We start from the raw sequence: 22,624 nt of genomic DNA on the forward strand, positions 1-22,624 counted from the left end.
GGGTTGCGGCAAGGTTTTTCGGAGGGGACGTACCGTGGCGAACGATCCCTGTACGCGGTGGTACTTTCACGCGGGCGGTACGCCGCGCTCAGCGGTAGTCCTTGTAGTTGAGGTTGTATTTGCCCATGCGCAGGCCGAGCACGCGGCGGGTCAGGCCGAGGTGGGTGGCCGCCTCGGTCATGTTGCCGTGGTGCAGCTTGAGGGCTTCGACGATGAGTTCGTACTCGATGGCGCCGAGGCGTGCCTCCAGGCCATCCGGCGGCGCCTCGCTGTCGCCGACCACTGGTGCCTGCAGCGACGGCGGCAAATGGTAGCCGTGGATCACCCCGTTCTCGCTGAGCAGCATGGCGCGTTCGATGACGTTTTCCAGTTCGCGCACGTTGCCCGGCCACTGGTAGCTCTGCAGCATGTTCAGCGCCGGGGTGGAGATGCGCTTGACCTCGATGCCCATTTCCCTGGAGAAGCGCGAGACGAAGTGGTCGGCCAGGGTGATGATGTCGCTGCCGCGCTCGCGCAGCGGCGGGATGGTGATGGGGAAGACGTTGAGGCGGTAGTAGAGGTCCTCGCGGAAGGTGCCGTCGGCGACCATCTCGACGAGGTTGCGGTTGGTCGCGGCGATCACCCGCAGGTCGACGTGGATGGTGGTGTTGCCGCCGACCCGCTCGAAGCTGCGCTCCTGCAGCACGCGCAGCAGTTTGGCCTGGGTGGTCAACGACATCTCGCCGACCTCGTCGAGGAAGATGGTGCCGCCGGCGGCTTCCTCGAAGCGACCCTTGCGCAAGCTGATGGCGCCGGTGAAGGAGCCCTTCTCGTGGCCGAACAGTTCGCTCTCGATGACCGATTCGGGCAGTGAGGCGCAGTTGAACTTGACGAACGGCCCCTTGGCCGCCGGGCTGTTGTAGTGGATGGCGCCGGCCACCAGCTCCTTGCCGACGCCGCTCTCGCCGAGGATCAGCACCGTGGTCCTGGTACGCACCACACGCTCGATCAGTTGATAGACCTCGAGCATCGGCTTGGAATTGCCGATGATGTTGGCGGGCTTGAAGCGCTCCCCCAGGGCGCTGCGCAGGCGACGGTTCTCCGCCTCCAGGGCGACGTTCTCGACGTTCTCCACCAGGTACAGTTCGACCGCCTGGGCGGTGGTGGTGGCCAGGATCGACAGCACCTCGACGTCCAGCTTGAGCAGTTCGGCATTGTCGTAGAGACGCTCGGCGCTGATCGTGCCCATCACCTGGCGGCCGCGCAGAATCGGCACGCAGATGAACGACAGGTTGGCGTCGTCGCTTGCGCAGTCGCGGCTGCCGGTGCGGTTGAGGAACGCCGGCTCGTCGCGGATGCAAGGCACCACGATGCTCTGGCCGGTTTCCACCACCCGTCCGATGATGCCTTCGCCGAGCAGATAGACGCCTTTGCCGGCCTCTTCGCGGCTGAGGCCGAAGCTCTCGTGCAGGACGATGCTGCCGGAATCGCGGTCGTAGAGGGTGACCATGCCGCGCACCACCTTCATGTGGCGCTTCATCAGGCGCAGCAGGATGCTGATGATGCTCGACAGATCGCCGCTTTCCGTGGCGATCTGGCTCATTTCGTAGAGCAGCGGCAACAGGTCCGTACGGCACTCGCCGAGGCTGCATTCGCAGTATTGGGGGAGGCTGGACATGGGAATGACCACTCCTGTCTGGCGTTCTGTCTGGCGCATGGGACTCTACTCAGGGGGCCGGCAGTACGCGCACCGAGGGATTGTCGAGCACCTTGACCAGTTCGCGGCGTACGCCGCCGAGCGTCTGGGCGGACATGGCGCAGCCGACGCAGGCGCCCTTGAGGCGCAGGCGGACGATATTGTCTTGTACGGCGACCAGCTCCAGATCGCCCCCGTCGCGCTGCACGCCAGGGCGCAGGCGCTCGACGGTTTCGCGCACCAGCGGCAGGGACTCGGCGGGGATGGGCGTGATCGCGAGGGCGGTTGCAATTTCCTCGGTATCCAGCGGCGGGTTGGACATGGCTTGCCTCCTCGGGCTGTGCCCGCGAACGACTTCTGGCGTGCGGCGCGCCAGGGCGGCGGGCGGATTGTCGGATGCGCCGCCTTCCGTCGCGAAGGCAGCGCAGGTCATTCGGGCGAATGCATGACCTGCCCGGACGGGCCGGACAGCGGGCGAACAGATCCTTCTCCCGCCCAGGACTCGGGTTCCTGGCTGGCGGGGCCAATGGGCAGTGTAGGGCAAGCGCTATATATCCGTAAATATAACGCTGACGGGGGCGTCGATGGGAGAGGGCGGAGCGTCAGCTCCGCCCATGGGTTTCAGCCGAGGACCAGGATGCCGTCCATCTCCACCTGCGCGCCACGCGGCAGGGAGGCGACGCCGATGGCGGCACGGGCCGGGTAGGGCTGCGCGAAGTAGCGGCCCATGACTTCGTTGACCTTGGCGAAGTGGGCCAGGTCGGTGAGGAAGATGTTCAGCTTGACGATGTCGGCGAACGAGCCGCCGGCCGCCTCGACGACCGCCTTAAGGTTCTCGAACACCCGCACGGTCTGGGCTTCGAAGTCTCCTTCGACCAGTTCCATGGTTCCGGGATCGAGTGGGATCTGTCCGGACAGGTAGACGGTGTCGCCGGCCCTGATCGCCTGGGAGTAGGTGCCGATGGCGGCGGGGGCCTTGTCGCTGTTGATCACGCTCTTGCTCATGGAAAGCTCCTTCGGGGATGTTCCGGGCGGCGCGGCTTCGGCGCTCAGGCGCGCACACGGGTGATGCGGATGACGCCCTTGAGGGCGCGCAGCTTCTTGATCACCCGGGCCAAGTGGATACGGTCCTTCACACTGACCACCAGTTGGACCACGCTGGTGCGGCCGTCGCGCTCGTCCATGCCGATCTTCTCGATGTTGCCGTCCGCGGCGTTGACGCTGCCGGCGAGCAGGGCGATCAGGCCGCGTTGGTGTTCCAGTTCGATGCGCAGTTCGACGTTGAATTCGCCGCTGACGTCCTTGGACCAGGTCAGCGGGATGCATTTTTCCGGGTTGTGGCGAATCTCGCCGATATTGCGGCAGTTCTCCAGGTGCACGACCATGCCCTTGCCCGCCGACAGGTGACCGACGATGGGATCGCCGGGGATCGGCGAGCAGCAGCGGGCGTAGCTCAGCACCAGGCCCTCGGTACCGCGGATCGCCAGCGGGCCTTCGGCGCTGGGGATCTCCTCGCCCTCGCCGGCCAGCAGGCGTCGGGCCACCACGTAGGCCATGCGGTTGCCGAGACCGATGTCCTCCAGCAAGTCCTCGAAGACTTCCATGCGGTATTCGTCGAGCACCTGGCGGATGCGCTCCGCGGCGATCTGTTCGAGGCTGGCATCGAAGCCGGCGAGCACCTTATTCAACAGGCGCTCGCCGAGGCTGATGGATTCCGAGCGGCGCTGCTGCTTGAGGGCGTGGCGGATGTGGGTGCGCGCCTTGGCAGTGACCACGAAGTTCAGCCAAGCCGGATTCGGCCGCGCGCCCGGAGCGGTGACGATCTCCACCGTGGAGCCGCTTTCCAGCGGCTGGGAGAGCGGCGCCAGGCGGCGGTTGATGCGGCAGGCGATGCAACTGTTGCCGATGTCGGTGTGCACCGCGTAGGCGAAGTCGACCGCGGTGGAGCCCTTCTGCAACTCCATGATGCGGCCCTTGGGCGTGAACACGTAGACTTCGTCGGGGAACAGGTCGATCTTCACGCTCTCGATGAATTCCAGCGAGTTGCCGGCGCTCTGCTGCAACTCCAGCACGCCCTTGACCCACTGCCGGGCCCGCGCGTGGTTGCCCTTGATCGGGTCCTCGTCGCCGGACTTGTACAGCCAGTGGGCGGCGATGCCGTTGTTGGCCAGTTCCTCCATCTCGCGGGTGCGGATCTGGATCTCGATGGGCACGCCGTGCATGCCGAACAGGGTGGTGTGCAGCGATTGGTAGCCGTTGGCCTTGGGAATCGCGATGTAGTCCTTGAAGCGGCCGGGCAGCGGCTTGTAGAGGTTGTGCACAGCGCCGAGCACGCGGTAGCAGGTGTCGACCTTGTCGACCACGATGCGGAAGGCGTAGACGTCCATGATCTCGTTGAACGCCTTGCGCTTGCCGCGCATCTTCTTGTAGATGCTGTAGAGGTGCTTCTCGCGCCCCTTGACGTCGCCGTCGAGGCCCTCGCGTTCGAGGCAGGCGACCAGCGACTGCTCGATCTTGGTGACGATCTCCTTGCGGTTGCCACGGGCGCTGCGCACCGCCTGGCGGATGCGTGCCGAGCGCATCGGGTGCATGGCCTTGAAGCCGAGGTCCTCGAATTCCACGCGCATGTTGTGCATACCCAGGCGGTTGGCGATGGGCGCGTAGATTTCTAGGGTTTCCTTGGCGATGCGCCGGCTCTTCTCGTAGGGCATGGCGTCGAGGGTGCGCATGTTGTGCAAGCGGTCGGCCAGCTTGACGAGGATCACGCGGATGTCGCGGGCCATAGCCATGGCCATCTTCTGGAAGTTCTCGGCCTGCGCCTCGGCCTTGTTCTCGAACTTCATCTGGGTCAGTTTGCTGACCCCGTCGACCAGTTCGGCGACGGTTTCGCCGAACTGGTGGACCAGCGCTTCCTTGGGAATGCCGGTGTCCTCGATCACGTCATGGAGCATCGCGGCCATCAGGCTCTGATGGTCCATGTGCATGTCGGCGAGGATATTGGCGACGGCGAGGGGATGAGTGACGTAGGGCTCGCCGCTGCGTCGACGCTGGCCGTCGTGGGCCTGCTCGGCGTAGTAATAGGCTCGGCGGACCAGGTTGACCTGGTCCGAGGCAAGGTAGGTCAGGAGCCGATCGGCAAGGGTGTCTATGCTGGCCAAGGACGCTCCTCCTGACCGGCGAACACTGTTCCCGTGCTGCGACCGCTGTCTGACATCGTGTTACAGGGCCTCGCTGCTGTCTTCCTCGAAGGCGGCGAACAGCGGCTCCTCGGTGACGATCTCGTCCTGGGCGATGACGTTCATGTCGACCAGACCCGCGGCGATCTCGCGCAGGGCGACCACGGTGGGCTTGTCGTTCTCCCAGGGCAGGCGCGGCTCTTTGCCGCCGGTGGCCAACTGGCGCGCGCGCTTGCTGGCGAGCATGACCAGCTCGAAGCGGTTATCGACGTTTTCCAGGCAGTCTTCAACGGTAACGCGGGCCATGGTGTTCCTCGTGACGAAATGAGTGTTGCAGTGCCAAATGGACAAGCGGACTGACTAGTCTAGGAAAACGCCACTTCGAAGGGAAGGGCCAAATGGCCGCGCGGTCATTGCCCCGGATTGGCAACCGCTGTCACCCTCGTCGCAAAACCGACAGCGGCAGGAGAGGAAAGTCAGCGTTGCGCCGGGCTCGCCGGGCGCCTTCCGAGGCACGCGATTTTCCTGCCTATATAAAGAACATGTCGGTTGCGGCCGGCTGTGGGGGGGCTGGTGAGGCCGTTTTCGGTCCTATGACGGGTAGCGTATTTCTTGCTTAATCATCCGCTGTTTATTCATAAGCATAGCGGTGAGTGCGCAATATGAAAGCGGTTGAATCCATGCGGACTCCTTTGCGCAGCGGCCAGGGCTTCGTCGCCGGCACGCTGATCGGCACCCTGGGCGACTTGATCGGCCTGGACAAAGCGGCGTTTGGTCTGCCGGTGCTGGTAGGTCTGTTCCGCCTGGAAATTCTGGAGGCGGTCATCTTCAACAAGGCAATGAGTCTGGTGGTGGTTGCCGCGGCCTTGCTGTTTCGCAGTGGCGGTATCCCCCTAGAACAGTTGACGGGGTATCTGGACATTACCCTGAACCCGCTGGCCGGCAGCTTGGTTGGCGGCTGGGCACGCCCTGCGCCTATCGCGCCTGTCGTCATGGTCATGCTGTTGGGGTTGGCGTTGGTGATGTTGACCGAGGCCGCCTTCGGCCTGCGTGATGGCGGCACCCCGTTGTTGGCCTCGGTGTCGCTGCAACTGCTGACCGGCCTGTTTGCCGGACTCGGCATCGGCGTGGTGGCGGCGCTGCTGGGAGTGGCTGGCAGCGAACTGCTTGCTGGGAGTAGCTGGCGGCGAACTGCTGATTCCGGCCATCGTGCTGCTCTACGGAGTGGACGTCAAGCTGGCCGGCAGCCTATCGCTGATGGTCAGCCGGCCGACCATGCTCGTCGGCTACGGCCGCTGCGGCGCCTTTGCCATCCTCGGCCGGGAACGGCCGCGTTCGTCTGGATGGCTGTGGGTTCGATCCTCGGCGCCGCCTTGAGCAACCTGCTGCTCGGCTTGGTGCCGACGCGGCTGCTGACGGTCCTGCTCGGGGTGATCCTCTGCTGGTGTCCGCGTTGAAGACCTTCTTGCACCGGCACTGAGCCGTCCGGCGGCCGAGCAGGCGCGTGGCTTCAGGCCAGCAATTCGGCGAGCAGGCCGCCGTGGCGGCGCTGCTGGGCTTCCAACTGCAACTGGCGGGCGCGGAAGATCGACTTCAGGTCTTCGAGGGCGTGGGCGAAGTTGTCGTTGATCACCAGGTAGTCGTATTCCTCGTAGTGGCTCATCTCGCTGACCGCTTCGCGCATGCGCCGCTCGATGATCTCGTCGCTATCCTGGCCGCGGTTGGTCAGGCGATGGCGCAGGGCTTGCTGGCTCGGCGGCAGGATGAAGATGGATTGCGCCTGCGGCAGCAGCCTGCGGACCTGCTGGGCGCCTTGCCAGTCGATCTCCAGGATCAGGTCGTAGCCCTCGGCCAGGGTCTGCTCCAGCCACAGTTGCGAGGTGCCATAGAGGTTGCCGAAGACTTCCGCATTCTCGAGGAATTCACCCCGCTCGAGCATGCCGAGGAAGGTCGGGCGGTCGACGAAGTGATAGTTCACGCCTTCGACCTCGCCCGGGCGCATGCCGCGGGTGGTATGCGAGACCGATACCCGCACCTGTGGCAAGGCGTCGATCAGAGCCTTGACCAGGCTGGTCTTGCCGGCGCCGGAAGGTGCGGAAATGATGTAGAGGGTGCCGGTGGCGGACATGGACGTTTCCTAAGCGCGGATTCTCGTGGGGTGGGGCTTCACTCGATGTTCTGTACTTGCTCGCGCATCTGTTCGATCAATACCTTGAGGTTGACCGCGGTCTGCGTGGAGCGGGGATCGAAGGCCTTGGAGCCGAGGGTGTTGGCCTCGCGGTTGAGCTCCTGCATTAGGAAATCCAGCCGGCGGCCGACCGTGCCGCTGTCCTTGAGCACGCGGCGGACTTCGGCGATGTGGGTGCAGAGACGATCCAGTTCCTCGGCCGCGTCGCTCTTCTGGGCGAGCAGCACCAGTTCCTGTTCGAGGCGTAGCGGGTCCAGTTCCAACTGCGTGTCGCGGAAACGGTCGAGGATCTTCTGGCGCTGGTTGGCGAGCATCTGCGGGACCAGTTGGCGCAGGTTCTCGACCTCCTGGAGCATGGCGTCCAGGCGTTCCTCGAGCAACCGGGCCAATTCCGCGCCTTCCCGGGCGCGGCCAGCCTTGAGCTGAGCCAGGGCCTCGTCGAACAGGCTCAGGGCTTCGGCGCTGAGGCGCTGGTGATCGGCGGCGTCGGCCACCAGCACGCCGGGCCAGGCGAGCACGTCGAAGGGGTTGATCGGGGCCGGCTGACGGATCAGGGCGACGATGTCCTCGGCGGCGGCCACCAGTTGGCTGGCACGTTCGCGGTCGATCTGCAGCGGCTGTCCGGCGCTGCCTTCGTCGAAGCGCAGGGTGCATTCGACCTTGCCGCGGGAAAGCCCCTGGCGCAGGGCGTCGCGCAGGGCGCCCTCGAGCTCGAGGAAAGCCTCCGGCAGACGCAGGTGCGGTTCGAGGTAGCGATGATTGACCGAGCGCAGTTCCCAGCTCAGGGTGCCGTGAGCACCGGCCCGCTCGACGCGGGCGAAGGCAGTCATGCTGTGCGCCATGGTGTCCACCTCTCGGATCGTCGTATTTAAAGGGAACGGATTGTAGCGCAGTGCGTCGCCGCGGCCCAATCGGCATGTCCGACTGACGATGAGCACCCTATAATGGCCGGCAAATTTTTTCCGACCGTACAGGTAAGCCCAGATGAAACGTCCCAGTGGCCGAGCGCCCCACCAGTTGCGTCCGATTCGCATCACCCGCAACTACACCCGGCATGCCGAGGGCTCGGTGCTGGTGGAGTTCGGCGACACCCGGGTGATCTGTACGGTCAGTGCCGAAGCCGGCGTGCCACGTTTCCTCAAGGGCCAGGGCAAGGGCTGGCTGACCGCCGAGTATGGCATGCTGCCGCGGGCCACCGGGGAACGCACGGCGCGCGAGGCCAGTCGCGGTCGGCAAGGCGGGCGTACCCTGGAGATCCAGCGGCTGATCGGCCGTTCGCTGCGCGCCGCGCTGGACATGAGCAAGCTGGGCGAGAACACCCTGTACGTCGACTGCGACGTGATCCAGGCCGACGGCGGTACCCGCACGGCCTCCATCACCGGCGCCATGGTGGCGCTGGTCGATGCCTTGGCGGTGTTGAAGAAGCGCGGGGCGCTGAAGGGCGATCCCCTGAAGCAGATGGTCGCGGCGGTTTCCGTGGGCATCTACCAGGGCGAGCCGATCCTGGATCTCGACTATCCCGAGGACTCCGATGCCGAGACCGACCTCAACGTGGTGATGACCGACGCCGGCGGTTTCATCGAGGTGCAGGGCACCGCCGAGGGCGAGCCTTTCCAGCCGGAAGAGCTGAACGCCATGTTAGCCCTGGCCACCCAGGGCATCCGCGAGCTGTTCGAGCTGCAACGCGCCGTGCTGGCCGACTGACTTTTCGCCGGGAGTTCGCATGTCTTCGCCGCCGCTCTTCCCCTTGCCCGATCCCCAGGCCCGCCGCTGGGCGATGCTCTGCCATTACGCGGCTTTCTTCTGGTTCGTGGCGCCGCTGATCGGCAATGTGCTGGGGCCGCTGATCGTCTGGCAATTGCAGAAGGAGCGCGACCCCTTCGTCGACTGGCATGGCAAGGAGGCACTCAACTTCCAGATCACCTACAGCATCCTGACGATGCTCTGCGGTGTGCTCGCCTGGATCTTCATCGGTTTTCCGCTGATGGTGCTGGTCAACCTGACGGCCCTGGTGCTGGTGGTCATCGCCGGCGTTCGGGCCAACGCCGGAGAGGCCTGGCGCTACCCCTTTTGCCTGCGTCTGGTGAAGTGAGCGGGAGGGGGAAGAGCCGGCTTCTTCCGGAGCTGCGTCGCCTACAGGCTCAGCAGCCAGTCGTAGTCGACGATCAGCGGAGCATGCTGGGAGAAGCGCGGCTGCCTGGGCAGGCGGGCGTTGCGCACGAAGCGGCGCATGCCTGGGGTCAGCAACTGGTAGTCGAAGCGCCAGCCGAGGTTGAGCATCTCCGCCTGTTCGCTGTCCGGCCACCAGCTATAGAGGTCACCCTCGCGGTTGGTTTCCCGCAGGGCATCCACGTAGCCCATGTGGCCGATGATCTGGTCCATCCAGGCGCGCTCCGGCGCTAGGAAGCCGGGTAACTGCTGGCAGTCGCGCCAGTTCTTCACGTCCTGCTTCTGGTGCGCCACGTACAGCGAGCCGCAATAGATGTATTCGCGGCGCTTGCGCCGTTGCTTCTCCAGATAACGGGCGAAGTCGTCCATGAACTTGAACTTCTGGTTCAGGTTCTCGTCGCCGCCTTGTCCGGAAGGAAGCAGCAGGGTGGCGATGCTGACCTTGTCGAAGTCCGCTTGCAGATAGCGCCCGTAACGGTCGGCCGTCTCGAAGCCGAGGCCACCGATCACTGCCTTGGGTTGCAGCCGCGAATAGAGTGCGACGCCTCCCTGGCTGGGGACTTCCGCCTCGCTGGCATAGAGAAAGTAGCCGTCCAACTGGTAGGTCGGATCGTCCAGTTCGAAGGCGGAGGCGCGGGTATCCTGCAGGCAGATCACGTCGGCATTCTGGGCTTGCAGCCAGCTGAGCAGGCCACGCTCGACGGCAGCCTGGATACCATTGACGTTTACACTGATGATCCGCATACATGGCCCCCAAAAAAACCAGCGTGTATGATACCCGACCTCGGAGCATATAGCTAAATCCATGCCTATCGGGACTTTTCATGCAGACCTACCAGCGCGAATTCATTCGTTTCGCCATCGAGCGCGGTGTGCTGCGCTTCGGCGAGTTCACCCTCAAGTCGGGACGGACCAGCCCTTATTTCTTCAACGCCGGCTTGTTCGACAGCGGGCTGGCGCTGGCGCGGCTGGGCCGTTTCTATGCCTCGGCCCTGGTCGATAGCGGCATTGCCTTCGACGTGCTGTTCGGGCCGGCCTACAAGGGCATCCCGCTGGCTGCGGCGACCGCGGTGGCGCTGGCCGAGCACCATGGACTCGACTTGCCCTGGGGCTTCAACCGCAAGGAAGCCAAGGACCACGGCGAGGGTGGCAGCCTGGTCGGCGCACCGCTGAGCGGGCGGGTACTGATCGTCGACGACGTGATCACCGCCGGCACGGCGATCCGCGAGGTGATGCAGATCATCCAGGGGCAAGGCGCCCAGGCGGCCGGCGTGCTGATCGCGCTGAACCGCCAGGAACGCGGCCAGGGCGTGCTGTCGGCGATCCAGGAAGTCGAGCGCGACTTCGCCATGCCGGTGGTCAGCATCGCTTCCCTTTCCGATGTGCTGGAGTACCTGGCGGAAGATGCGCAGCTCAAGCGCCATCTGAGCGCCGTGGAAGCCTATCGTGCGCAATACGGCATATGATCATAGCTGATGGCTGGACCCCGCCGGGGTGCCGATAACCGCGCCGAATTCCACTTTCCGAATCGACATGTCTGTCCGGGGCCGCTGGAGGCCCGTCGAGCCGGTTCGGTTGGCTGATAGTCGGCGCTGCGGCCCCGGTATTGTGTTGCCGGCTCCTTACCTCGCGATCCATCGACGCCGTCTCGTCGCTTCGACCATCCGATTCGAATCGTCGACCGATCCGTCGCTCGGTGTCAGGACCTGTCGATATGGCCGCTGGTGTCGAGCGTGGCGCTGCTGGTCGGCGTCTACCTGCCACTGCTGGAGGCCGGCATGCAGATGACCCGCGAGGGCAAGACTTCCCGGTCCGCCGCCGTGGTGATCTTCTCCTAGGTGCTGGTGAACCCGGCCTTCGGCTGGTCGCTGACCATGCTGCTGGACAATCTCGGGCTGAGCGGTGACAAGGCGCGCGGCCAGGCAATGGGGGCCGTGCACCCTGGGTCATCCCGGCCTGCGTGTTCTGGCTGCTGACCGGCAGCCTGGAGGTCATCGGCAGTTCCGGGCATTCCGGCACTGCTGTAAGGCGCCTGCAGCGGCTGGACGGTGTCCGCAACGAAGAAGGGGAAGCCTAGCTCCCCCTTCTGCATCTTGGATGCGGCCGGCGTCCGCATCAGCCCTGGCGGTTGGTGATCAGGGTGCCGACGCCGGTGTCGGTGAAGATCTCCAGCAGTACCGCGTTGGGTACCCGGCCGTCGATGATGTGCGCACTGGTCACCCCGCCCTGGACGGCATCGAGGGCGCAGCGGATCTTCGGCAGCATGCCGCCATAGATGGTGCCGTCGGCGATCAGAGCGTCGACCTGCTCGGTGGACAGCCCGGTGAGCACCCGGCCTTCCTTGTCCATCAGGCCGGCGATATTGGTCAGCAGCATCAGCTTCTCGGCCTTGAGCGCCTCGGCGACCTTGCCGGCGACCAGATCGGCGTTGATGTTGTAGGACTCGCCGTCGGCGCCGACGCCGATCGGCGCGATCACCGGAATGAAGTCGCCCTGCACCAGCATGTTCAACAGCTCGGTGTTGACCGACTCGACTTCGCCGACCTGGCCGATGTCGATGATTTCCGGCTGGGTCATTTCCGGGGTCTGGCGGGTGACCTTGAGCTTCTTCGCGCGGATCAGGCCGGCGTCCTTACCGGTCAGACCGATGGCGCTGCCGCCGTGGCGGTTGATCAGGTTGACGATGTCCTTGTTCACCTGGCCGCCGAGGACCATTTCCACCACGTCCATGGTCTGCGCATCGGTGACGCGCATGCCATCGACGAAGCGGCTTTCGATGGACAGGCGCTTGAGCAGGTCGCCGATCTGTGGGCCGCCGCCGTGCACCACCACCGGGTGGATGCCGACCGCCTTCATCAGCACGATGTCGCGGGCGAAGCCGGTCTTCAGTTCGTCGCTCTCCATGGCGTTGCCGCCGTACTTGATCACCAGGGTCTTGCCGACGAAGCGGCGGATGTAGGGCAGTGCTTCGGAGAGAACCTGGGCGACCTGGATGGCGGCATCACGGCTGAGGGTCATGCTGAACTCCGCTGGACAGAGACTGGGATGGGGGAAAATGAACATCGGCTGCCGCCCAGACGACGAAAGGCCGACGCCCGCCTGTGGCGAGCGTCGGCCCTGGGCATGCCGGCTGGGGTCAGAACGGCAGCTTCAGATCCGGGGCGACATTATAAAGCTGCGCACGGAACACTTCCTGGATGCGTTTCAGCTCCTCAGCGCTTTCCGCCTCGAAGCGCAGCACCAGCACCGGCGTGGTGTTGGAGGCGCGCACCAGACCCCAGCCCTTCGGATAGTCGACGCGTGCGCCGTCGAGGGTGCTCACCTCGGCGCCTTCGCCCCACTTGGCGTCGCGCTGCAGGGCCTCGATGATCGCGAACTTGCTCTCCTCGGTGACCTTGACGTTGATTTCCGGGGTGGAGAGGTCCACCGGGAAGTCGGTGAATACCTGGTCGGCGCTGCGTGGGTCCTTGGCGAGGATCTCCAGCAGGCGCGCGGCGCTGTAGATGCCGTCGTCGAAGCCGAACCAGCGCTCCTTGAAGAACACGTGCCCGCTCATCTCGCCGGCGAGCAGGGCACCGCTTTCCTTCATCTTCTTCTTGATCAGCGAGTGGCCGGTCTTCCACATCAGCGGGCGGCCGCCGCTGGCCTTGATCAGCGGGGTCAGGCGGCGAGTGCACTTGACGTCGAAGATGATCTCGGCGCCCGGGTTGCGTGCGGCCACGTCCTTGGCGAAGAGCATCAGCAACTGGTCGGGATAGATGATGCCGCCGCTGTTGGTCACTACGCCGACACGGTCGCCGTCGCCATCGAAGGCCAGGCCGAGGTCGGCCTTCTCGCTGGCGACCTTGGCGATCAGGTCTTCCAGGTTCTCCGGCTTGCCAGGGTCCGGATGGTGGTTGGGGAAGTTGCCGTCGACCTCGCAGAACAGCGGGATCACCTCGCAGCCGAGCGCTTCGATCAGGCGCGGCGCGATCACTCCGGCGACGCCGTTGCCGCAGTCGACCACCACCTTCAGCTTGCGTTCCAGGCGGATGTCGCCGGTGATCTGTTCGAAATAGCGCTCCAGCACGTCGACCTGCTCGACGCTGCCTTCGCCGGCGGTCAGGTCACCGCTCTCGATGCGCTCGCGCAGCACCTGGATCTGCTCGTTGGCCAGGGTATCGCCGGCGACGACGATCTTGAAACCGTTGTAGTCCGGCGGGTTGTGGCTGCCAGTGAGCTGCACGCCGGACTTGCCGGCGAGAATATTAGCCGCGTAGTAGAGCACCGGAGTCGGCACCATGCCGACGTCGCTGACCTTGCAGCCGCTGTCGCGCACGCCGCGGATCAACTGCTCGACCAGTTCGGGACCGGACAGACGGCCGTCGCGCCCGACCGAAACGTTCGGCTCGCCCTTGGCCAAGCTTTCCGAGCCGATGGCCCGGCCGATCCAGTAGGCGGCTTCCGGGGTCAGACTGTCGCCGACCACACCGCGGATGTCATAGGCCCGAAAGATGCTGGCGGGCAGGGAGGGGGCTTTCTGGAAGCTGTTCATGCGAGGGTGGGGCTCCGATATTTCCGGACAGGCGGTCCGGGTTACTTCAAGGATATCCATGTCGAGCATGTCGTTGAGTAGAGCGGCCTGCGATCTGCTCGGCGAGCAAGAAAGCATTCGTTACCGTGCGGCGCCGGCCCGCCAAATTGGATGGCCGGGATGGCACGGAGTTCCGCTCAATGACTGCCCGAATGGCCGAATCCACCGGCGCCGCGCTGGCTTTCGTCAAACGATTCGACCAGTTGGAAGTGTGCCTGCACCACCGGAACCAGCACCAGTTGGGCGATGCGCTCGCCGACGGCGATGCGGAAGGTGCTCTGGCCGCGGTTCCAGCAGGAAATCATCAGCTCGCCTTGGTAGTCCGAGTCAATCAGGCCGACCAGGTTGCCGAGGACGATACCATGCTTGTGGCCGAGCCCGGAGCGCGGCAGGACCAACGCGGCCAGGTTCGGGTCGGCGATGTGGATGGCCAGCCCGGTGGGGATCAGGGCGGTTTGTCCCGGCTCCAGGGTCAGCTCCTCCTGGAGCATGGCGCGCAGGTCGAGGCCGGCGGAGCCGGCGGTGGCGTAGGCCGGCAGCGGGTAGTCGCTGCCCAGGCGGGGGTCGAGGATCTTGGCTTGCAGACTATGCATGGGGTCAGGCCTGGTCGAAGCGGTCGGCGATGAAGGCGATCAATTGGCGGGCAATCTTGCCCTTGCCGGTCTGGGCGAAGCGGGTTTCCCGCTGGGCACGGTCGATGACGCTGACGGCGTTTTCCTCGCTGTTGAAGCCGATGCCGGGAATGGCCACGTCATTGGCGACGATCAGGTCGAGGTTTTTCGTCTTCAGCTTGCGCAGAGCGTATTCCCGCAGGTTCTCGGTTTCGGCGGCGAAGCCGACGCTGAACGGGCGGTCGGCGCGCTGCGCCAGGGTAGCGAGAATGTCCGGGTTACGCACCAGTTGCAGGATCAGGCCGTCGTCGCTGTCCGGGCTCTTCTTCAATTTTTGCGGGGCGACGGCCTGCGGGCGATAGTCGGCCACCGCGGCGGCCGCGATGAGAATGTCGCAGGGCAGCGCCGCCTCGCAGGCGGCGAGCATGTCGCGGGCGCTGATCACGTCGATGCGTTCGATCCGGTCCGGGGTCGGCAGGTGCACCGGGCCGCTGACCAGGGTGACGCGGGCGCCGGCCTCGGCGGCGGCCTCGGCCAGGGCGAAGCCCATCTTGCCGGAGCTGTGGTTGCTGATGTAACGCACCGGGTCGATGTCTTCCCGGGTCGGTCCGGCGGTGATCAGCACGTGGCGGCCGGTCAACCGGCCACCTGCGAAGCAGTCGGCGGCCCGTTCGGCCAGCTCCGCAGGCTCCAGCATGCGTCCTGGGCCGACATCGCCGCAGGCCTGGCTGCCTTCGGCCGGACCGAACAGGCGCAGGCCGCGCTCGGCGAGGGTCCGTGCGTTGGCCTGGGTCGCCGGATCGCGCCACATCGCCTGGTTCATCGCTGGAGCCAGGGCCACCGGCGCGTCGGTGGCCAGCACCAAGGCGGTCAGCAGGTCGTCGGCCATGCCCTGGGCCAGACGCGCCAGCAGGTCGGCGGTGGCCGGCGCGATCAGCACCAGATCGGCCCATTTGGCCAGTTCGATATGCCCCATCGCCGCTTCGGCGGCCGGATCGAGCAGATCCAGATGCACCGGATGGCCGGATAGGGCCTGGAGGGTCAGGGGGGTGATGAACTCGCGCCCCCCCCGAGTCATCACCACGTGGACTTGCGCACCCTGATCGCGTAGGCGGCGGACCAGCTCCGCGCTCTTGTAGGCGGCGATGCCGCCACCGACGCCCAGGACGATGCGTTTCCGATACAGCCGCTGCATAGGCCTGCCTTGCGTTGTTTTCATGATCGCGTGTCCCCGGCTTCCGGGCAGTCGGATTGCCTGGACGTGCTCCCCATCACGGCCGGGCACAAAATGCCGGCTAAGATAGCACAGCCCCGCGCGGGGAGTAGCAGGGCGGCTCGACGGGGAGGCGGCATGGGCATTCGGGACTGGCCGGCGGCGGAGCGGCCGCGGGAAAAACTGCTGGAGCAGGGGGCGTCGGCGCTGAGCGATGCCGAGCTTTTGGCGATCTTCCTGCGTACCGGGGTCACCGGGCAGACCGCGGTGGATCTGGCCCGCCACCTGCTGAACGATTTCGGCGGCCTGCGTGCCCTGCTCGAGGCCGATCAGGCCGCGTTCAGCCGCCGCCTCGGCCTCGGTCCGGCCAAGTTCGCCCAGTTGCAGGCAGTGCTGGAAATGTCCCGCCGGCACCTGGCCGAGCGCCTGCGCCGCGATCCGGCGCTGGAGAGCCCGCAGGCGGTGCGCGATTACCTGAAGGCGCGCTTGCGCCACGAGCCCCACGAGGTCTTCGGCTGCCTGTTCCTCGACGCCAAGCATCGGGTGCTGGCTTTCGAGGTGCTGTTCCAGGGCACCGTCGACGGCGCTAGCGTCTATCCACGCCAGGTGCTCAAGCGCGCCCTGGCGCACAACGCCGCCGCGCTGATCCTCACCCACAACCATCCTTCCGGCGTCGCCGAGCCGAGCCAGGCGGACTTCAGCCTGACTCGGCGGTTGAAGGAGGCGCTGGCGCTGATCGATGTGCGGGTACTCGATCATTTCATCGTCGGCGACGGCGAGCCGCTGTCGATGGCCGAGCGGGGTTGGCTATAGGGAGAGTTGCGCTCAGCGGGCCGGATACGGGCCGTCGAGCCGATCCAGGTAAGCGTTGCCGCCCAACTGGCGCATTTGCCGGGCGATCCAGTCGGCGCGGCGGCCGACATAGGCGCTCGGCGCGGACGCGCTCCAGTTTCGCGGATTGGGCAGGATGGCGGCGAGCAGGCTGGCCTGGCGGGGCGACAGGGCGGATACGTCGATGCCGAAATGGTGGCGAGCAGCGGCTTCGGCGCCGAATATCCCTTCGCCCCACTCGGCGGTGTTCAGGTAGACCTCGAGAATCCGCTGCTTGGACCAGAAGAGTTCGATCAGTGCGGTGAGCCAGGCCTCGATGCCCTTGCGCAGCCAACTGCGCCCGGACCAGAGGAACAGGTTCTTCGCCACCTGCTGGCTGAGGGTGCTGGCCCCGCGCAGCGTGCCATCCAACTCGTTGTGCTTCAGGGCGGCGCGGATCGCCGCGAGGTCGAAGCCCCAGTGCTCGGCGAAGTTCTGGTCTTCGGCGGCGATCACCGCCATCTTCAGGGCATCCGGCAATTCGCCCCAGGGGCGCCATTCCCGATACAGTTCGATGGGCTGGTCGTCGAACCAGGACTCCAGCTTGCGTTCCACCATCAAGGTGCTGCCCACCGGCGTCACCCAGCGCAGGCTCAGTACCAGCAGGATGGAGCCGGCGGCGAGCCAGAGCAGAAGCTGCAGCAGGCGGAGGGGCAGGGAGCGGAGCATGGTCGACTTGGCCGGGGCGGTCGAGCGGGCCATTATAGCGGCCCCGTCTTTTCTGTCTGGAGTTCCTTCATGGCGCGTGCCTTTCTCGTGCTGGCTGCCCTGTTCAGCTTCGCTGGCGTGGCCCTCGGCGCCTTCGGTGCCCACGGTCTGCGCGGTCTGCTGAGCCCAGAATACCTGGAGGTGTTCCAGACCGGCGTGCACTACCAGCAGTTCCATGCCCTGGCGCTGCTCGGTACCGGCCTGCTCGCCCTGCACCGGCCGGGGCGCTTGCTGGCGGCGGCCGGCATTCTGTTCGGCCTGGGCATCCTGATGTTCTCCGGCAGCCTCTACCTGCTCACCCTGGGCGGCCACAAGCTCGGCCTCGTCACGCCGTTCGGCGGTCTGGCCTTCCTGCTCGGCTGGCTGTGCCTGGGGCTGGCCGGCTGGCGCCTCGGCACGTCGGCCTGAGCGACGGATGGTGCTCCGCCGCTGCCTTGGTGATCGCCGTGGATCGGGGCTAGAATGCCGGACCTTCCGGACGCAGCGAACCCGTCATGCGCATTCAGTTGAACGGCGAACCCTACGAACTTGCCGATGGCCAGACCATCGCCGACCTGTTGGCCCGTCTGGATCTGGCCAGCCGGCGCGTCGCGGTCGAACTCAATCTCGATATCGTACCCCGCAGCCTGCATGCCGCCACCGCCTTGCGCGAGGGCGACCAGGTCGAGGTGGTGCATGCTATCGGTGGTGGTTAGCAGGTCGTTGAAACACTCTCGCGCCCGGCCCGACCACGGAGCGGCGCTCCGGCACCACCCTTTCAACCGCCTGCTCAGGAGGAAATCCCGATGAGTCCCGCTCGCAACGACAAGCCCTTCACCCTGGCCGGCCGCACCTATGCGTCGCGCCTGCTGGTCGGCACCGGCAAGTATAAGGATCTCGAGGAGACCCGCCAGGCCATCGAGGCTTCCGGCGCCGAGATCGTCACCGTCGCGGTGCGCCGCACCAACATCGGCCAGAATCCCGGCGAGCCGAACCTGCTCGACGTGATCAACCCGGCGCGCTACACCATCCTGCCGAACACCGCCGGCTGCTATACCGCCGAGGAGGCGGTGCGCACCTGTCGCCTGGCCCGCGAGCTGCTGGATGGCCACAAGCTGGTCAAGCTGGAGGTGCTGGCCGACCAGAAGACCCTGTTCCCCAACGTGATCGAGACCCTCAAGGCCGCCGAGGTGCTGGTCAAGGACGGCTTCGATGTGATGGTCTACACCAGCGACGACCCGATCATCGCCCGCCAACTGGCGGAAATGGGCTGCATCGCGGTGATGCCGCTGGCCGGCCTGATCGGCACCGGCCTTGGCATCTGCAACCCCTACAACTTGCGCATCATCCTCGAGGAGGCGACGGTGCCGGTGCTGGTGGATGCCGGTGTGGGCACTGCCTCGGACGCGACCATCGCCATGGAGCTGGGCTGCGAGGCGGTGCTGATGAACAGTGCCATCGCCCATGCCCAGGACCCGGTGCTGATGGCCCGGGCGATGAAGCACGCCATCGAGGCCGGACGCCTGGCCTATCTGGCCGGACGCATGCCGAAGAAGCTCTATGCCAGCGCCTCGTCGCCCTTGGAGGGCTTGATCCGTTGATTTTCCGGGCGGCGCCCGGCGCCGCCCGTGTCCAGTGCAGCGAGTCCTGTCCGCGAGGGCAGGGCTCGTTGGTCTTTTCAGGAAGGGTTATGACCGACGAAATACAACAGGTGGCGCAAACCGCCGGCGCCGCGCCGCGCCTGCGCACCATCAAGAGCTTCGTGATGCGCGCCGGGCGCATGACGGAAGGCCAGCAGCGTGGCCTCGAACAGGGCTGGCCGAGATTCGGCTTGGAGCTGGAGGACGGCCCTCGCGACTTCGACCGGGTATTCGGGCGTAGCGCGCCACGCACCTTCGAGATCGGCTTCGGCATGGGCCATTCCACCCTGGAGATGGCCGTGGCAGCGCAGGAACAGGACTTCATCGGTGTCGAGGTGCACAAGCCGGGCGTCGGTGCCCTGCTCGCCGGCGCCCTGGCGCGGAACCTGACCAACCTGCGCGTCTACAGTTGCGACGCGCTGGATGTGCTGCGCCAGTGCGTGGCCGATGCCAGCCTGGATCGGGTGCTGCTGTTCTTCCCCGATCCCTGGCACAAGAGCCGCCACCACAAGCGGCGCATCGTCCAGCCGGCGTTCGCCGAACTGGTGCGGCAGAAGCTCGGGGTCGGCGGCGTATTGCACATGGCTACCGATTGGCAGCCCTATGCCGAGCACATGCTGGAGGTAATGAACGCCGCGCCGGGTTACCGCAACCTGTCCGCGGACGGCGGTTACGTGCCGCGTCCCGAAGAACGCCCGGTGACCAAGTTCGAACGCCGTGGTGAGCGCCTCGGGCACGGGGTATGGGATTTGAAGTTCCAGCGCGTCGATTGAGCGGGGGCGTAGGGTGGAAAATTCGCGTAGTGATTTTCCACCACTGCCGCCGCGCCGATAGTGGAAAAGACCTGCGGTCGTTTTCCACCCCACGCCGGCCACGCCTACGGCAGGAAATGTTGCAGTCCCGTAGGGTGGGCAACGGCCGTAGGCCTTGCCCACCGTTGGTGGTTTCGGTGGACAGGCTTACGGCAGGAAATATTGCAGCAGGTCGTTGAGGAACAGTTGGCCACGGGCGGTCGGCCGCAGGCGTTGCGGGTCGTTCTCCAGCAGGCCGGCGGCGCGGGCGGCGGCGCAGGGAGCGGCAATGCTGGCAAGCGGCAAGCCAGTACGTTCGCCGAAGAGTCCCGCCGGCACGCCTTCGGTTAGGCGCAGGGCGTTCATCATGAACTCGAACGGCAGTTCGTCGGCCTCCAGCAGGCGCTCGCCGGCCTGGAAGCGCCGCTCCGGCGCCAGGTAGTCCCTGGGCAAGCGAGTCTTCCAGGTGCGGCGGATACGCCCGTGCGGATCGCTGAGTTTGGCGTGGGCGCCGGCGCCTATGCCGAGGAAGTCGCCGAAGGTCCAGTAATTAAGGTTGTGCCGCGCGCGCCGCCCGTCTCTGGCATGGGCCGAGGTCTCGTACTGGACGAAGCCCTCAGCGGCCAGCAGCGTCTGGCCGGCTTCCTGGATGTCCCAGAGCAGGTCGTCTTCGGGAATCTTTGGCGGCTGGCTCCAGAACAGAGTATTCGGTTCCAGGGTCAACTGGTACCAAGACAGGTGTGTCGGCTCCAATGCGATGGCCTGGCGCATGTCGGCCAACGCGCTGGCCACGTCTTGTCCCGGCAGGCCGTGCATCAGGTCGAGGTTGAAGTTGTCGAAACCGGCGCGGCGCGCCATTTCGGCCGCGCGGATCGCTTCGCTGGCGTCGTGGATGCGGCCCAGGGCGTGGAGCTGCGCGTTCTGGAAACTCTGCACGCCGATCGACAGGCGATTGATGCCGAGGCGGCGGTAGTCGGCGAATTTTTCCTGCTCGAAGGTGCCGGGGTTGGCTTCGAGGGTGATCTCGATATCGCGGGCGAAGGAGAGACGCCGGCCGATCCCGTCCAGCAGGCGCTCGAAGGCACGGGCGGAGAACAGGCTGGGCGTACCGCCGCCGAAGAAGATCGACACCAGTTCGCGGCCATGCGCGGCCGGGAGGTCCGCCGCGAGATCGGCGAGCAGTGCGTCGACGTAGGTTTCTTCCGGCAATTTTGCGCTGGCGGCATGGGAGTTGAAGTCGCAGTAGGGGCACTTGCGTACGCACCACGGAATGTGGACGTACAGCGCCAAGGGCGGCAGCAGGAATCCGCTTTTTCTCCCCTCGCCTTCCGGAACTGGGGCGGGGGGAGAGGGGGGGGGCTCATGCCAGTCCCAGCCGCTGCCTGAGCTGGAGCATGGCGCGGGCGCGGTGGCTCAGTCGGTTCTTCTCGGCCGAGGCCAATTCGGCGCTGGAGCAGCCGCGCTCCGGCACCCAGAACAGCGGATCGTAGCCGAAGCCCTCGGTGCCGCGCGGCGCGTGCAGGATGCGTCCCTGCCAGAGGCCCTCGCAGATGATCGGCAGCGGGTCCTCGGCATGCCGTACCAGGGCCAGGGCGCAGACGAAGCGGGCGCCACGCTCGGCGTCCGGCACCTCGCAAAGCGCCTCCAGCAGCTTGGCGTTGTTCGCCGCGTCGCCGCCTCCGCCGGCATAGCGCGCCGAATGGATGCCCGGCGCGCCGCCCAGGGCATCGACCGCCAGGCCCGAGTCGTCGGCCAGCGCCGGCAGGCCGGACAGTCGCGCCGCATGACGGGCCTTGAGAATGGCGTTCTCGACGAAGGACAGGCCGGTCTCTTCCGGCGCGACGTCGCTGAATTCGCCGACCGAGCGTACCCGCACGGCGTCGCCCAGAAGGGCCTGGAGTTCCTTGAGCTTGCCGGCATTGTGGCTGGCCAGCACCAGTTGGTTGAGAGTCATCATTCGTCGGGGAAGAATTCCTGGTCGAACTCGAAGCTGTTGAGGGGGCCGCCGCCGCTCTGGATGTCGACCTTGAAGTGCAGGGTTTCCTTGTCGAAGGGGAACTGCGACAGGTAGTAGATGGCCTCGCCTTCGCGCACCTCGCGGAAGCTCAGCGCACGGACCTGCCCCAGGTTGTTGCGCACCTGGGCCTTGATCGTCACGGGCCGGGCCTTGCCGCTCTTGAGCACGGAGATGTTGAGCACCCCCTGGGTCTTGCCGCGGACGATGCCGGCGGCGCTGGCGATCTCCGGCTGCAGGAAGCCGGAGTTGAAGGCGCTGTAGTGCACATCGAGGTCGGCGAACTTCTGCAGGCGCTCGGCCGCGGCGGCCGACAGCGACAGGCAGAGGGCAAGCAGGAGCGGGATTGGGCGACGCATGACGATCTCCTTGCGGAAGAGCCCAAGGCGAGGGTGGCCGGCCATGCCGCTGTGGCGATGGTCAGCGGCAACTGACATGGTAGATGCCGATTTCACCCAACAGATTAGGCCACAGCCGGCTGGCCCAGCCATGCCGGTGTTCGCGGTCCACCGCCAAGCGCTGCAGCACCCGCACCTGGCGTTCCCGGCACAGCGCCTCGAAGTCCTTGAAGGTGCAGAAGTGGATGTTCGGCGTGTTGTACCAGGTGTAGGGCAGGAACTCGGAAACCGGCATCCGTCCCTTGCTCGCCAGATACCAGCGACAGCGCCAGTGGCCGAAGTTGGGAAAGGTGATGATGCAGGTGCGGCCGACCCGCAGCATCTCCTCGAGGATACGGTCCGGGTAGTGCACGGCCTGCAGCGCCTGGGTCATCACCACCACGTCGAAGCTGTCGCTGGCGAAGTTGCCGAGGCCCTTGTCCAGGTTCTGCTCGATCACGTTGACGCCCTTGTCGAGGCAGGCGGCGATGTTCTGCGGGTCGATCTCCAGGCCGTAGCCGCTGACCTCTTTATGCTCGCGTAGCCGGGCCAGCAGTTCGCCGTCGCCGCAGCCGAGGTCGAGTACCCGGCTACCGGCGGGAATCCACTCTTGGATGATGTCCAGATCGGCTCTCATGGG

Annotated in this window: 25 protein-coding genes and 2 pseudogenes; 10 read left to right on the top strand and 17 right to left on the bottom strand. The window is 65.9% G+C overall.

Annotated elements, in window-relative coordinates:
- Positions 1-88: 88 nt before the first annotated feature.
- The 5 genes from vnfA1 to rpoZ all read right to left on the bottom strand — a co-directional run bounded on the left by vnfA1 (position 89) and on the right by rpoZ (position 5,157).
- Complete coding sequence (gene vnfA1 / locus ACGI6K_RS00475) at positions 89-1,657, bottom strand: vanadium-dependent nitrogenase transcriptional regulator VnfA1 (protein ID WP_376943001.1); 1,569 nt, start codon at positions 1,655-1,657, stop codon at positions 89-91.
- A gap of 49 nt (positions 1,658-1,706) precedes the next feature.
- The gene (locus tag ACGI6K_RS00480; RefSeq protein ID WP_376943003.1) at positions 1,707-1,997 is read right to left on the bottom strand and encodes a NifU family protein; all 291 of its coding nucleotides are present in this window, start codon (positions 1,995-1,997) and stop codon (positions 1,707-1,709) included.
- A gap of 299 nt (positions 1,998-2,296) precedes the next feature.
- On the bottom strand, positions 2,297-2,680 hold the full coding sequence (locus ACGI6K_RS00485; protein ID WP_376943005.1) for a RidA family protein: 384 nt from the start codon (positions 2,678-2,680) through the stop codon (positions 2,297-2,299).
- A gap of 44 nt (positions 2,681-2,724) precedes the next feature.
- Complete coding sequence (gene spoT / locus ACGI6K_RS00490) at positions 2,725-4,833, bottom strand: bifunctional GTP diphosphokinase/guanosine-3',5'-bis pyrophosphate 3'-pyrophosphohydrolase (RefSeq protein WP_376943007.1); 2,109 nt, start codon at positions 4,831-4,833, stop codon at positions 2,725-2,727.
- 60 nt (positions 4,834-4,893) lie between these two features.
- Positions 4,894-5,157, bottom strand: a complete 264-nt coding sequence (gene rpoZ, locus ACGI6K_RS00495) for a DNA-directed RNA polymerase subunit omega (protein WP_376943009.1) — start codon at positions 5,155-5,157, stop codon at positions 4,894-4,896.
- 374 nt (positions 5,158-5,531) lie between these two features.
- Here rpoZ and ACGI6K_RS00500 point away from each other — a divergent pair, with 374 nt between their 5' ends.
- Complete coding sequence (locus ACGI6K_RS00500) at positions 5,532-6,308, top strand: hypothetical protein (RefSeq protein WP_376943011.1); 777 nt, start codon at positions 5,532-5,534, stop codon at positions 6,306-6,308.
- Between the two features lie 53 nt (positions 6,309-6,361).
- On the opposite strand, the gene gmk is transcribed toward ACGI6K_RS00500, so the two are convergent.
- Together gmk and ACGI6K_RS00510 are read right to left on the bottom strand one after the other, a co-directional pair.
- On the bottom strand, positions 6,362-6,979 hold the full coding sequence (gene gmk / locus ACGI6K_RS00505; RefSeq protein WP_376943013.1) for a guanylate kinase: 618 nt from the start codon (positions 6,977-6,979) through the stop codon (positions 6,362-6,364).
- 38 nt (positions 6,980-7,017) lie between these two features.
- Complete coding sequence (locus tag ACGI6K_RS00510; protein WP_376943015.1) at positions 7,018-7,881, bottom strand: YicC/YloC family endoribonuclease; 864 nt, start codon at positions 7,879-7,881, stop codon at positions 7,018-7,020.
- Positions 7,882-8,023: 142 nt separating this feature from the next.
- Between ACGI6K_RS00510 and rph the strand changes: the two genes are divergently transcribed.
- Both rph and ACGI6K_RS00520 read left to right on the top strand, forming a co-directional pair.
- Entirely contained in the window at positions 8,024-8,743 is a 720-nt protein-coding gene (gene rph, locus ACGI6K_RS00515; RefSeq protein WP_376943017.1) for a ribonuclease PH, read from the top strand.
- Between the two features lie 19 nt (positions 8,744-8,762).
- A complete protein-coding gene (locus ACGI6K_RS00520) occupies positions 8,763-9,131 on the top strand; it encodes a DUF4870 domain-containing protein (protein WP_376943019.1) in 369 nt (122 codons plus the stop codon).
- 41 nt (positions 9,132-9,172) lie between these two features.
- Here ACGI6K_RS00520 and ACGI6K_RS00525 read toward each other — a convergent pair whose 3' ends face one another.
- A complete protein-coding gene (locus ACGI6K_RS00525) occupies positions 9,173-9,952 on the bottom strand; it encodes an exodeoxyribonuclease III (RefSeq protein WP_376943021.1) in 780 nt (259 codons plus the stop codon).
- An 80-nt stretch (positions 9,953-10,032) separates the two neighbouring features.
- Here ACGI6K_RS00525 and pyrE point away from each other — a divergent pair, with 80 nt between their 5' ends.
- Positions 10,033-10,674: an orotate phosphoribosyltransferase gene (pyrE, locus tag ACGI6K_RS00530; protein ID WP_376943023.1), complete on the top strand. Its 642-nt coding sequence runs from the start codon at positions 10,033-10,035 to the stop codon at positions 10,672-10,674.
- A 237-nt stretch (positions 10,675-10,911) separates the two neighbouring features.
- Positions 10,912-11,235 (top strand): annotated as a pseudogene (locus ACGI6K_RS00535) (DUF3360 family protein); the annotation flags it as partial.
- A gap of 88 nt (positions 11,236-11,323) precedes the next feature.
- Here the strand turns inward: ACGI6K_RS00535 and argB are convergent.
- The 4 genes and pseudogenes from argB to coaBC all read right to left on the bottom strand — a co-directional run bounded on the left by argB (position 11,324) and on the right by coaBC (position 15,587).
- Entirely contained in the window at positions 11,324-12,226 is a 903-nt protein-coding gene (gene argB / locus ACGI6K_RS00540; protein ID WP_012698978.1) for an acetylglutamate kinase, read from the bottom strand.
- Positions 12,227-12,344: 118 nt separating this feature from the next.
- Positions 12,345-13,847, bottom strand: a pseudogene (locus ACGI6K_RS00545) (phosphomannomutase/phosphoglucomutase); the annotation flags it as partial.
- A gap of 71 nt (positions 13,848-13,918) precedes the next feature.
- The gene (gene dut, locus ACGI6K_RS00550) at positions 13,919-14,374 is read right to left on the bottom strand and encodes a dUTP diphosphatase (protein WP_376943025.1); all 456 of its coding nucleotides are present in this window, start codon (positions 14,372-14,374) and stop codon (positions 13,919-13,921) included.
- A 4-nt stretch (positions 14,375-14,378) separates the two neighbouring features.
- Positions 14,379-15,587 carry a bifunctional phosphopantothenoylcysteine decarboxylase/phosphopantothenate--cysteine ligase CoaBC gene (gene coaBC / locus ACGI6K_RS00555; protein ID WP_376943060.1) on the bottom strand — a complete coding sequence of 403 codons (1,209 nt, stop codon included), beginning with the start codon at positions 15,585-15,587 and terminating at the stop codon, positions 14,379-14,381.
- 156 nt (positions 15,588-15,743) lie between these two features.
- On the opposite strand from coaBC, the gene radC reads away from it, so the two are divergent.
- Positions 15,744-16,418 carry a RadC family protein gene (radC, locus tag ACGI6K_RS00560; RefSeq protein WP_376943026.1) on the top strand — a complete coding sequence of 225 codons (675 nt, stop codon included), beginning with the start codon at positions 15,744-15,746 and terminating at the stop codon, positions 16,416-16,418.
- 12 nt (positions 16,419-16,430) lie between these two features.
- Here radC and mtgA read toward each other — a convergent pair whose 3' ends face one another.
- Positions 16,431-17,144: a monofunctional biosynthetic peptidoglycan transglycosylase gene (mtgA, locus tag ACGI6K_RS00565; protein WP_376943062.1), complete on the bottom strand. Its 714-nt coding sequence runs from the start codon at positions 17,142-17,144 to the stop codon at positions 16,431-16,433.
- A gap of 69 nt (positions 17,145-17,213) precedes the next feature.
- Here mtgA and ACGI6K_RS00570 point away from each other — a divergent pair, with 69 nt between their 5' ends.
- The 4 genes from ACGI6K_RS00570 (at position 17,214) to trmB (ending at position 19,575) form a co-directional block, all read left to right on the top strand.
- On the top strand, positions 17,214-17,591 hold the full coding sequence (locus tag ACGI6K_RS00570) for a DUF423 domain-containing protein (protein ID WP_376943028.1): 378 nt from the start codon (positions 17,214-17,216) through the stop codon (positions 17,589-17,591).
- Between the two features lie 86 nt (positions 17,592-17,677).
- A complete protein-coding gene (gene thiS / locus ACGI6K_RS00575; RefSeq protein ID WP_376943030.1) occupies positions 17,678-17,878 on the top strand; it encodes a sulfur carrier protein ThiS in 201 nt (66 codons plus the stop codon).
- 90 nt (positions 17,879-17,968) lie between these two features.
- Positions 17,969-18,763, top strand: coding sequence for a thiazole synthase (locus ACGI6K_RS00580; RefSeq protein WP_376943032.1), 795 nt, complete (start codon positions 17,969-17,971; stop codon positions 18,761-18,763).
- Positions 18,764-18,852: 89 nt separating this feature from the next.
- Positions 18,853-19,575, top strand: coding sequence for a tRNA (guanosine(46)-N7)-methyltransferase TrmB (gene trmB / locus ACGI6K_RS00585; RefSeq protein ID WP_376943034.1), 723 nt, complete (start codon positions 18,853-18,855; stop codon positions 19,573-19,575).
- Positions 19,576-19,761: 186 nt separating this feature from the next.
- Here trmB and hemW read toward each other — a convergent pair whose 3' ends face one another.
- The 4 genes from hemW to metW all read right to left on the bottom strand — a co-directional run bounded on the left by hemW (position 19,762) and on the right by metW (position 22,621).
- Entirely contained in the window at positions 19,762-20,895 is a 1,134-nt protein-coding gene (gene hemW, locus ACGI6K_RS00590) for a radical SAM family heme chaperone HemW (RefSeq protein ID WP_394543925.1), read from the bottom strand.
- A gap of 58 nt (positions 20,896-20,953) precedes the next feature.
- Entirely contained in the window at positions 20,954-21,550 is a 597-nt protein-coding gene (gene rdgB, locus ACGI6K_RS00595) for an RdgB/HAM1 family non-canonical purine NTP pyrophosphatase (RefSeq protein ID WP_376943038.1), read from the bottom strand.
- A complete protein-coding gene (locus ACGI6K_RS00600; RefSeq protein ID WP_376943040.1) occupies positions 21,547-21,966 on the bottom strand; it encodes a DUF4426 domain-containing protein in 420 nt (139 codons plus the stop codon). The genes rdgB and ACGI6K_RS00600 overlap by 4 nt, the downstream gene beginning before the upstream one ends.
- A 61-nt stretch (positions 21,967-22,027) precedes the next feature.
- Complete coding sequence (metW, locus tag ACGI6K_RS00605) at positions 22,028-22,621, bottom strand: methionine biosynthesis protein MetW (RefSeq protein WP_376943042.1); 594 nt, start codon at positions 22,619-22,621, stop codon at positions 22,028-22,030.
- Positions 22,622-22,624: the final 3 nt, after the last annotated feature.

This window comes from Azorhizophilus paspali (assembly GCF_043587585.2).
In the GTDB taxonomy this organism is placed as follows: Bacteria; Pseudomonadota; Gammaproteobacteria; order Pseudomonadales; family Pseudomonadaceae; genus Azotobacter; species Azotobacter paspali.

Bases quoted from the DNA above. Each gene is read 5' to 3' on its own strand.
- mtgA (WP_376943062.1), bottom strand. From the start codon at position 17,144: ATGCTCCGCTCCCTGCCCCTCCGCCTGCTGCAGCTTCTGCTCTGGCTC.
- rph (WP_376943017.1), top strand. From the start codon at position 8,024: ATGAAACGTCCCAGTGGCCGAGCGCCCCACCAGTTGCGTCCGATTCGC.
- metW (WP_376943042.1), bottom strand. From the start codon at position 22,621: ATGAGAGCCGATCTGGACATCATCCAAGAGTGGATTCCCGCCGGTAGC.
- rpoZ (WP_376943009.1), bottom strand. From the start codon at position 5,157: ATGGCCCGCGTTACCGTTGAAGACTGCCTGGAAAACGTCGATAACCGC.
- vnfA1 (WP_376943001.1), bottom strand. From the start codon at position 1,657: ATGTCCAGCCTCCCCCAATACTGCGAATGCAGCCTCGGCGAGTGCCGT.
- ACGI6K_RS00485 (WP_376943005.1), bottom strand. From the start codon at position 2,680: ATGAGCAAGAGCGTGATCAACAGCGACAAGGCCCCCGCCGCCATCGGC.
- ACGI6K_RS00480 (WP_376943003.1), bottom strand. From the start codon at position 1,997: ATGTCCAACCCGCCGCTGGATACCGAGGAAATTGCAACCGCCCTCGCG.
- ACGI6K_RS00600 (WP_376943040.1), bottom strand. From the start codon at position 21,966: ATGCGTCGCCCAATCCCGCTCCTGCTTGCCCTCTGCCTGTCGCTGTCG.
- radC (WP_376943026.1), top strand. From the start codon at position 15,744: ATGGGCATTCGGGACTGGCCGGCGGCGGAGCGGCCGCGGGAAAAACTG.
- ACGI6K_RS00580 (WP_376943032.1), top strand. From the start codon at position 17,969: ATGAGTCCCGCTCGCAACGACAAGCCCTTCACCCTGGCCGGCCGCACC.
- coaBC (WP_376943060.1), bottom strand. From the start codon at position 15,587: ATGCAGCGGCTGTATCGGAAACGCATCGTCCTGGGCGTCGGTGGCGGC.
- ACGI6K_RS00525 (WP_376943021.1), bottom strand. From the start codon at position 9,952: ATGCGGATCATCAGTGTAAACGTCAATGGTATCCAGGCTGCCGTCGAG.
- pyrE (WP_376943023.1), top strand. From the start codon at position 10,033: ATGCAGACCTACCAGCGCGAATTCATTCGTTTCGCCATCGAGCGCGGT.
- argB (WP_012698978.1), bottom strand. From the start codon at position 12,226: ATGACCCTCAGCCGTGATGCCGCCATCCAGGTCGCCCAGGTTCTCTCC.
- ACGI6K_RS00500 (WP_376943011.1), top strand. From the start codon at position 5,532: ATGCGGACTCCTTTGCGCAGCGGCCAGGGCTTCGTCGCCGGCACGCTG.
- ACGI6K_RS00520 (WP_376943019.1), top strand. From the start codon at position 8,763: ATGTCTTCGCCGCCGCTCTTCCCCTTGCCCGATCCCCAGGCCCGCCGC.
- gmk (WP_376943013.1), bottom strand. From the start codon at position 6,979: ATGTCCGCCACCGGCACCCTCTACATCATTTCCGCACCTTCCGGCGCC.
- ACGI6K_RS00510 (WP_376943015.1), bottom strand. From the start codon at position 7,881: ATGGCGCACAGCATGACTGCCTTCGCCCGCGTCGAGCGGGCCGGTGCT.
- ACGI6K_RS00570 (WP_376943028.1), top strand. From the start codon at position 17,214: ATGGCGCGTGCCTTTCTCGTGCTGGCTGCCCTGTTCAGCTTCGCTGGC.
- thiS (WP_376943030.1), top strand. From the start codon at position 17,678: ATGCGCATTCAGTTGAACGGCGAACCCTACGAACTTGCCGATGGCCAG.
- dut (WP_376943025.1), bottom strand. From the start codon at position 14,374: ATGCATAGTCTGCAAGCCAAGATCCTCGACCCCCGCCTGGGCAGCGAC.
- trmB (WP_376943034.1), top strand. From the start codon at position 18,853: ATGACCGACGAAATACAACAGGTGGCGCAAACCGCCGGCGCCGCGCCG.
- rdgB (WP_376943038.1), bottom strand. From the start codon at position 21,550: ATGATGACTCTCAACCAACTGGTGCTGGCCAGCCACAATGCCGGCAAG.